At 49.7% G+C, this 7,521-nt stretch carries 7 protein-coding genes; 2 read left to right on the top strand and 5 right to left on the bottom strand.

All coding sequences use genetic code 11. The features are described from left to right. Window positions 1-127: 127 nt before the first annotated feature. On the top strand, window positions 128-1,387 hold the full coding sequence (locus MA2_RS04935; protein ID WP_067057373.1) for a multidrug effflux MFS transporter: 1,260 nt from the start codon (window positions 128-130) through the stop codon (window positions 1,385-1,387). A 21-nt stretch (window positions 1,388-1,408) separates the two neighbouring features. Here MA2_RS04935 and MA2_RS04930 read toward each other — a convergent pair whose 3' ends face one another. Further along, window positions 1,409-2,269 carry a DODA-type extradiol aromatic ring-opening family dioxygenase gene (locus MA2_RS04930; protein ID WP_079351964.1) on the bottom strand — a complete coding sequence of 287 codons (861 nt, stop codon included), beginning with the start codon at window positions 2,267-2,269 and terminating at the stop codon, window positions 1,409-1,411. A 66-nt stretch (window positions 2,270-2,335) separates the two neighbouring features. Beyond that, the gene (gene rlmH / locus MA2_RS04925) at window positions 2,336-2,827 is read right to left on the bottom strand and encodes a 23S rRNA (pseudouridine(1915)-N(3))-methyltransferase RlmH (protein WP_067057369.1); all 492 of its coding nucleotides are present in this window, start codon (window positions 2,825-2,827) and stop codon (window positions 2,336-2,338) included. Between the two features lie 104 nt (window positions 2,828-2,931). Between rlmH and MA2_RS04920 the strand changes: the two genes are divergently transcribed. After that, window positions 2,932-3,621, top strand: coding sequence for a hypothetical protein (locus MA2_RS04920; RefSeq protein ID WP_067057366.1), 690 nt, complete (start codon window positions 2,932-2,934; stop codon window positions 3,619-3,621). A gap of 102 nt (window positions 3,622-3,723) precedes the next feature. Here MA2_RS04920 and clpX read toward each other — a convergent pair whose 3' ends face one another. The 3 genes from clpX to tig all read right to left on the bottom strand — a co-directional run bounded on the left by clpX (window position 3,724) and on the right by tig (window position 7,265). Then, window positions 3,724-5,007: an ATP-dependent protease ATP-binding subunit ClpX gene (gene clpX, locus MA2_RS04915; protein WP_067057363.1), complete on the bottom strand. Its 1,284-nt coding sequence runs from the start codon at window positions 5,005-5,007 to the stop codon at window positions 3,724-3,726. A gap of 50 nt (window positions 5,008-5,057) precedes the next feature. Further along, complete coding sequence (gene clpP / locus MA2_RS04910; RefSeq protein WP_067057439.1) at window positions 5,058-5,747, bottom strand: ATP-dependent Clp endopeptidase proteolytic subunit ClpP; 690 nt, start codon at window positions 5,745-5,747, stop codon at window positions 5,058-5,060. Window positions 5,748-5,936: 189 nt separating this feature from the next. Continuing rightward, window positions 5,937-7,265 (bottom strand): trigger factor, encoded by a 1,329-nt coding sequence (tig, locus tag MA2_RS04905; RefSeq protein WP_067057360.1) that lies wholly within the window; start codon window positions 7,263-7,265, stop codon window positions 5,937-5,939. Window positions 7,266-7,521 lie beyond the last annotated feature (256 nt).

Below are 7,521 nucleotides of genomic sequence, written 5' to 3'. Positions count from 1 at the left end.
TTAATTATATTAAAAAATAACTTGAACTGGCAAAGACGATAAAATACGTTACAATAGCTGCTTTTGGTTTAAGTGTACTTAAAAATATGCCTAGACCAAGTTTTGCCGATTTAGTGACCCATTTGCCATGTCTGTTCAGCCGTCAAACTCAACACCTAGCCAACCAACCGCCACGCCCGATCCCTCTGCGCCGTACCCAACGGTGTGGATTATCTTGCTGGGGCTGATAATTGCCGTCGGCCCACTGTCGATTGATATGTATCTACCTGCCTTGCCAACGATGGCGCAGGATTTTGGCGTGGTAACGCGATGGATTGCCAATTCGGTACCTGCGTATTTTATTGGTTTGGTGGTCGGGCAGTTGTTTTACGGGCCGCTGTCTGACCGCATTGGGCGTATTCGTCCGTTGTATGTCGGTACGGTGGTGTATGTGGTGGCGTGTGTGATTTGCGCGACAACCACCAGTGTGGCGGTGCTGTTTGCGGGGCGTACGCTGCAGGCGTTGGGTGCGTGCGTGGGCTCGGTGGTGGTTCGGGCGATGATTCGTGACTGCCTAAACCCTACACAGATGGCAAAGGCGTTTTCGTTGATGACGCTGGTGATGGGCATTGCGCCGATTCTTGCGCCGTCGCTGGGTAGTTTGCTGTTGCAGATCAGCAGTTGGCGAGCGATTTTTTGGTTTTTGGCAGGTTTTGGTGTGCTGTCGCTTATGCTGATTAAAGTATTTTTGCAAGAAACCCTACCGCCTGATCGCCGTCATGTGTTGCCACTGCGCCAAGTGTTGCGCCAGTATGTCGATTTGCTCAAGGACACGCGCTTTCGCTACCCTGCGCTTGGTGCAGGCTTGCTGATGGGCTCCATGTTTGTCTATATCAGTGCCGCGCCACAGTTGATGATGGAGGAGTACGGCGTTAGTGCGACACATTTTAGCTGGATTTTTGGCATGAATGCGGCAGGGTTTATTGGGCTGACACAGGTCAATCAATGGTTGGTTGGACGCGTTAAACTGGTGCAGTTGTTGCGCATTGGCGCGTTGGTGCAAGTAAGTGCAGCAGGCACGTTGATGACGCTTGGTTTGCTGTTTGGTACGCACGCATGGCTGTGGGCGGTGTTGGCGAGTATTTTTTGTTGTATCGCAGGGCTGGGATTGACGCAGCCGAATGCAGGCGCGATTGCGTTGGCGTTTCAAAAACACCGTGCAGGCATGGCAAGCGCGCTACAAGGTTCGCTCAATTTCATCGTTGGCGTTTTTGGCGGCTTGTTGCTCAATGTGTTCGCGCTTAATTCGGTGGCAAAGCTTGGCATGACGCTGTTTGCCTTGATGGCGGTAGGTACTTGGTTGGTGTGGCAGATTGATCAAGATTTGGATTTGCGCCACATTCGCTAAGATGCGTCAAATTTTTTGCATTCAATCAAACCGATAAATATCCATTGCCAGACTATAATGCGCAAAGCGTTCATGCACCACGCTCATGCGTTGCCCTGCACCTGCAGCAAAAAATAACGGCAACAAATGTTCGGGTGAGGCATGGTTGTACATTGCCAAAGGATGCGCCTGCCAGTCAAGCGCGCGCGGCATATCATAGCGTAGCTGCTCAACCAGCCACTGACGAAACGCCCACGCGTTGGGGTTAATTTGGCTGTCATCAGCAAAACGCACTTGCGACAAATTGTGTGTCACACTGCCCGAGCCAATGAGTAGCACCTGCTCGGCGCGTAGCGGGGCAAACAATGCGCCAAGCTGATAACACGCGTAGCTATCAAAATGTCGCGGCAATGACAGCGTCAACACGGGTATCTCGGCATTGGGATATACATGCACCAACGGCGCCCAAATCCCGTGATCGTATGCGCGTAGGCGATTGAGTGATACCGCTACCTGCCGCGCTTGCAACTGCTCGGCAAGCGCGTACGCTGCTTCAGGATAACCGTGGGCAGGGTAGTCGATAGCCGCCAACGCTTGCCCAAAACCGCTAAAATCGTGCCAAGTCGGTGGTAGCGGATTGGCATTTAGCTCTAACTGGCTGCTTTGCCAATGTGCTGATAGCATGACAATCAGCCGAGGTGTTGGCAAATTTTGCCCGATTTTTGCCAATGCTTGCGTGGTGGCGTTGCGCTCGATGGCAAGGCTTGGCGCACCATGCGACACAAACAGCGCAGGCAGCGTTGCCAATGGCTGCACAGGTTTAGGCAGCACATCGGCTAGCGTCAGCTTGGGCGCGGTTAGTGGGGTCGTGGGTGGTAAATAATCGGTAAATAACGTCGGCATAAGCAAATTGGGTAGCAGCACCTTAAAAAGTTAAAACGTGTTTGTTAGATGATGAATGTTAAAAACTTAAAAATAATCACCGCGATGATATGGATGGTTGTGCAAAATCGTCATCGCGCGGTACAACTGCTCCATGACCAACACCCGCACCAATGCGTGCGGCAAGGTCAAATTCGACAGTGACCAACACGCCTGCGCCTGTGCCAGTACATGCTTGGATAAACCGTCCGCACCGCCGATAACAAACGCCAAATCCTCACCATCTTGCATAGCCGTTTGTACGCGCTCGGCAAGCTGTTCGGTGCTCCAGTTTTTGCCACGTACATCAAGGCAAATCAAGCGTTCACGCGCGCTGTGATGGGCTTGCAAAATCAAACTGCCTTCGGTATTGGCGTATTTTTCGATTTCTGCCGCCGATGGCTGTTTACTGCGTTTTGCCGCCGCGATTTCGACCAATTCTGTCGGCAACATTGGCTGAATGCGCTTGTGATAATCGGCAAATCCTGTTTGTACCCACGCAGGCATTTTTTGCCCCACGGCGATGATTTTGGCTTTCATAAATCTTTGGCTTACCTCAGTCGGCGTGTCATCAAAAAATTGTCACAATGCAGCACAAAGCAATTTGCTACAATATCCTAATTTTATCATAAGCTGAGAACACCATGCGCCGATTGCCTCATTTATTGCACAAGTCTAAAACCAAACCAACCTCTGACGCACAAGACCGCCGCGTTCACTGTCCTTTTCACCACGGTGCACAGCACAACCACGCGCACCACGCAGCAACGCGCAACGATAGAACCAAGCACGACCAGCAACCGTATACCCACACCAAGCACGACCAGCAACCGTATACCCACACCAAGCACGCGGACAAAAAAAGCCACAACAAACCCAAAAAGCAAGCCACCAAGCGTTCGCGCCACCCGATTGCCAAAACCCTACTGGGTTTGACCGCGTTTGGTGTTGGCGCAGGTGTGGCGACCACAGCGGCTATGATTGGCGGTGCGGTGGCAGGTGTGCGCTATATCAAGCGGCAAATGCATGATCGCCGCGTGCCGTTGCGTGATTTTCGCGGCCTTGAGGCGACCAATTTGTACCGCGGACGCGCGCACCGTGACGCGCATAGCTTTACCTTAACCACACCGAGCAAAACCTATGCCCTTGATGATCCGATGGCGATTATTGACCATCTTGCGCGTGAGCAGGGTATTGACACACCGTTTTATGACATTGAGGTTTGCGTGTTTGCGCGCGTCAGTCGCAAAGGTAAATTCGGCTACTTGGGGCATTTGGATTATGAGCTGACGGTAGTTGGGCGACCTAAGGGCGATATCCAGCTAGTACGCTAAGCGGCGACCAACCAACATGGCTAACACGATCCAAACAACAAAGCGCGTCATGGTACGCGCTTTGATTATGCCAAAAAAAGTTACGGCAAACGCTGATCAGCGTTAAGCAATTTGTGGTGCGATGCCCTCATTGATGACCGCTTCATCAACTTGCACGGTTTTGCCAGCAGGTAGCGATGGCAATTCATACATCGTCTCAAGCAGCGCGTTTTCCACAATCGAGCGTAAGCCGCGCGCGCCTGTTTTGCGCTTGAGGGCTTGTTTGGCAATCGCTACCAACGCATCTTGGCTAAATTCAAGTTTAGCGTCTTCCATGGCAAACAGGTATTCATATTGCTTGGTCAAGGCGTTTTTGGGTTCGGTCAAAATCTGAATCAACGCTGCTTCGTCAAGCTCTTCGAGCGTGGCAAGCACAGGTAAACGTCCGATTAATTCGGGAATTAAGCCAAATTTGATCAAGTCCTCTGGCTCAACTTGGCGCAACAATTCGCCAACGTTTTTGCCGCTATCTTTGGTTTTGACATCGGCATTAAAGCCTATGCCTGTTTTTTCGGTACGCTGCTGGATGACGTTGTCTAAGCCTGCAAACGCTCCACCACAAATCACCAAGATATTGCTGGTATCCACCTGAATCATCTCTTGGTTGGGATGCTTACGCCCACCTTGTGGCGGAATGTTAGCAACTGTGCCTTCTATCAGCTTTAATAGGGCTTGTTGCACGCCTTCACCTGAAACGTCACGGGTGATCGATGGGTTTTCGCTTTTGCGGGTAATTTTGTCGATTTCATCGATATAAATAATGCCCGTTTGCGTGCGCTCAACGTCATAGTCTGCTGCTTGTAGCAGTTTTTGCACGATATTTTCAACATCTTCACCGACATAGCCTGCTTCGGTCAAGGTGGTGGCGTCTGCCATCGCAAACGGTACGTCCAATAGCCGCGCTAAGGTTTGTGCCAATAATGTCTTGCCCGAACCTGTTGGACCGATCAGCAAGATATTGCTCTTTGCCAACTCAACCATCGCGTCATCGCTGCCCGTTTTGCTGGCTTGGCTGTCTTGCTCGTGCATCTGCTGGGCAACTTTGAGGCGTTTGTAGTGGTTATAAACCGCTACCGCCAAGGTTTTTTTGGCTTTGTCCTGCCCGATGACATAGTCATCAAGATGGGCGCGGATTTCCTTTGGTGTGGGTAGTTTGCGTGTCAGCCACTCGTTATGACTTGCGTCATCGCTGCTGCCTATCGCTGCGTCTGCATCGCCAATCAAGTCTTGGCATAGATCGATACATTCATTACAGATATTGGCATCTTGCCCTGCGATGAGTTTGTTGACCTCGTCTTTGGATTTACCGCAAAATGAGCACAGCGGCGTGATATCTTTTTTTGCCATTTTAATTAACCTTTTACCCGATCGTATGTGAGAACTGCTAGATGACTGGCTTAAGCGTTGTCATTGCTAGCAGTATCGGGGCGTTTTTCAAGCACCTCATCGACCAAGCCGTAGGCTTTGGCTTCATGCGCGTCTAGCCAATAGTCGCGCTCCATGTCTAGGGCGATTTTCTCAATCGGCTGACCTGTGCGCTCGGCAAGGATTTTGTTTAAACGGGCGCGGATTTTGAGGATTTCACGCGCATTGATTTCGATATCACTGGCTTGACCTTGTGCACCACCCGATGGTTGGTGAATCATTACGCGTGAGTTGGCAAGGGCATAGCGTTTACCTTTGGCACCTGCCGCAAGCAAGAACGAACCCATGCTATACGCACCACCAAGACAGATGGTTGAAACGTCAGGCTGGATAAAGTTCATCGTGTCATACATCGCCATGCCTGCACTGACCGAACCGCCTGGTGAGTTGATATAAAGGCTGATGTCTTTTTCAGGGTTTTCGGCTTCCAAGAACAACAGCTGCGCGACAATCAAGTTTGCCATGTGGTCTTCAACCTGACCTGTCAAGAACACCACACGTTCACGCAACAGACGCGAATAAATATCAAACGAACGCTCACCACGTGAGGATTGCTCAATCACCATCGGCACCAGGGCAGCTTGCGGCTGGTGTAAGCCACGGGTCAGGGTGTTTTGCACTTGCGCGTTGGCAAATGGTGAATCCAAAAATTGCTCTAACATATAGTATCCTTGCGCTATCGCGTCATTTTTAGCCATCAATGAATGCAAAGGCTAAATCTTTAGATGTGATGATCAAAAATAACAAAAAGCCCTTACACGGTTTGCTACTGTATAAGGGCAATTTGGCAAAAAAACAAGCCGTCAATAGTGGTTTAGCCCATCAAAATATCGGCTAAACCGTGTATGGATTTATTGTTGTTGAGCAGCTGCCAACAAGTTTTGGTAGCTAACTTCTTCGTCTGTGACGTTGGCTTGCGCCAAGATAAAGTCAATCAACTGATCTTCTAATACCACCGCTTCGATATTGGCGCGTTCTTGCGCGTTGTTGGTGTAGTAGTCGATGACTTCATTGGGGTCTTCGTAGCTTTGTGCCATCTCATCGATGTAGGCAGTAACGCGTTCTGGGTCTGCCTTCATGTCATTGCTTTCAACAAGGCTTGTTACCATGATGCCAAGCTGTGCGGCACGGCGTGCTTGTTCTTCAAACAACTCGCTGGGCAACATATCTTCGCCAAAAATTTTGGGGTCTGCGCCAAATTGTTGGGCAAAACGCTGCACCATCATGTCACGCTGACGACCGATTTCTTGTTCTAACAAGGCTTGTGGTACTTCGATGTCATTTTTTTCAAGTAGCGCATCAAAGGTTGCTTCTTTGACTTGGTTACGCGCCGCAGCTTTGATTTCGCGCTGCATGTTGTTGCGCACGTCTTCTTTCAGCTTGTCTAGACCGCCTTCGGTCACGCCAAACACAGCAAAAAACTCGTCATTAAGTTCTGGCAACTGTGGGGTTTGCACGCTGGTGACGTGGATGTCAAACTGTGCTGCTTTGCCTGCTAGGTGCTCAGCTTGGTAGTCTTCGGGGAAGGTGACGTCGATGGTTTTGTCTTCGCCTGCTGTCATGCCAACGATGCCATCTTCAAACCCTGGAATCATGCGACCGCTACCCAACACCAAATCGACATCGTTCGCGCTGCCACCGTCAAACGTTTCGCCATCTACACGTCCAACAAAGTTAATTTTAACTTGGTCGCCTTGCTCGGCTGCACCGTCTTTTTCAACAAACGTTTTGCGTTGTTCGCGCAAGTTTTCGATCATCGTGTCGATATCAGCATCGCTGATTTGTGCGTTTTGGCGTGTGACGTTGATTTCATTTAAGCCTTGTACTTCCACACGCGGGAAAATCTCAACGGTGGCTTGATAGACCAAAAAGTCGTTTTCTAGTTTAACGTCATCGATGTTTGGCATACCAACTGCGCGGATGTTTTGCTCACGAATCGCGTCAAACACGGTATCACGGATGACATCGTTGATAACTTCTTGCTGAATACCTGCGCCATATTGAGCGCGGATGTGTGACACAGGCACCTTACCAGGACGAAAGCCGTCGATTTTGGCGGTTTTAGCAACTTGTTGAATACGCTTTTCAACACGGCTTTGGATGGTGCTGACGGGTACTTTGACCGTCATTTGGGTGGTTAAATTGGTTGGGTTGGTGGTGGTGACTTGTAACTCTGACATAACAATTGTCCTGTGAATGAAAGGATAAAACCGATAAAAACACGTGGTTAAAATCATGCTTAGCGCAAGGCGAGCACAATTACGCATACCGTTGGCTTATTTTTTTTAAGCATAAACCTAGACAGCATTGACACAAAAAATTCGTTGGTTAATTTTGATCGCTAAGCCAATCATGTAAACCGCTGGCTGACCGCACGTTAAAATCTAACCAAAAAGGGATATAGTATAAGCAAATCGTAGGCAAAGTGCAAAAAAG

It is taken from the genome of Moraxella atlantae NBRC 14588 (assembly GCF_001591265.1).
Taxonomy (GTDB): Bacteria; Pseudomonadota; Gammaproteobacteria; order Pseudomonadales; family Moraxellaceae; genus Faucicola; species Faucicola atlantae.
Note: the sequence above shows the minus strand (reverse complement) of the source record. Positions and strands in the feature narration are given on the sequence as shown.

Excerpts from the sequence above, each read along its gene's own strand:
- MA2_RS04935 (WP_067057373.1), top strand. The coding sequence starts at position 128 with ATGTCTGTTCAGCCGTCAAACTCAACACCTAGCCAACCAACCGCCACG.
- MA2_RS04930 (WP_079351964.1), bottom strand. The coding sequence starts at position 2,269 with ATGCCGACGTTATTTACCGATTATTTACCACCCACGACCCCACTAACC.
- rlmH (WP_067057369.1), bottom strand. The coding sequence starts at position 2,827 with ATGAAAGCCAAAATCATCGCCGTGGGGCAAAAAATGCCTGCGTGGGTA.
- MA2_RS04920 (WP_067057366.1), top strand. The coding sequence starts at position 2,932 with ATGCGCCGATTGCCTCATTTATTGCACAAGTCTAAAACCAAACCAACC.
- clpX (WP_067057363.1), bottom strand. The coding sequence starts at position 5,007 with ATGGCAAAAAAAGATATCACGCCGCTGTGCTCATTTTGCGGTAAATCC.
- clpP (WP_067057439.1), bottom strand. The coding sequence starts at position 5,747 with ATGTTAGAGCAATTTTTGGATTCACCATTTGCCAACGCGCAAGTGCAA.
- tig (WP_067057360.1), bottom strand. The coding sequence starts at position 7,265 with ATGTCAGAGTTACAAGTCACCACCACCAACCCAACCAATTTAACCACC.